The 568-nt window shown below is 57.9% G+C and carries 1 protein-coding gene; it reads right to left on the reverse strand.

Features of this window, described 5'->3' with window-relative positions:
• Positions 1-131: 131 nt before the first annotated feature.
• A partial coding sequence (locus ACR0E6_RS22855; protein ID WP_480587726.1) for a FlgD immunoglobulin-like domain containing protein occupies positions 132-568 on the reverse strand: 437 nt, incomplete at its 5' end.

Here is a 568-nt window from a genome sequence, read left to right on the forward strand (position 1 = left end):
CCCGTGATCAGCCCGCGCGTCCGCAGCTGGTCAATCAGGTCTGATGGAGGCGCGTTGACATGGGGCAGAGGACGTACCGCTCAGCAAGGGAATCGTGATTTGCCAAGGTTTGGACTGCCAGCCCGATCAGATCAAGCGCCTGTTCGGATCGACGTCACTTCATCCGAGCGCACAGTGGCCCCGCTTTGCAGGGACAGATGCACCGTTCCATCAGCGATTTGCGCCTCAACCACGCGGTTGTAGCTGGCGGCCAGACGCTGCGATACCAGTTCGTCATTCTTGTAACTCTCCAAGGTGGCGGAATAGGTGCCCTGGCTCAGCGGATTGCCCGAAGCATCGCTTCCAGCCCAGAGAAATTCAGTGTCTGTGTGATTGACGGGAATGCGGTCAATTACGGTGCCCGCTGAATTGCGGATCACCATGATGGCTTCATCGCTTGTTGCATCGGCCTGAGCAAACAGAGTGACCGGCTGGCCTTCGAATCGAAAGGCCGAGGCTGATCGAACATCAACGCCTACCCAATTGGACAGCTCACTCAGCTTTTGTCCGCCCATCGCCGTGTTTAGGG

The organism is Ruegeria sp. AP12 (genome assembly GCF_056540025.1).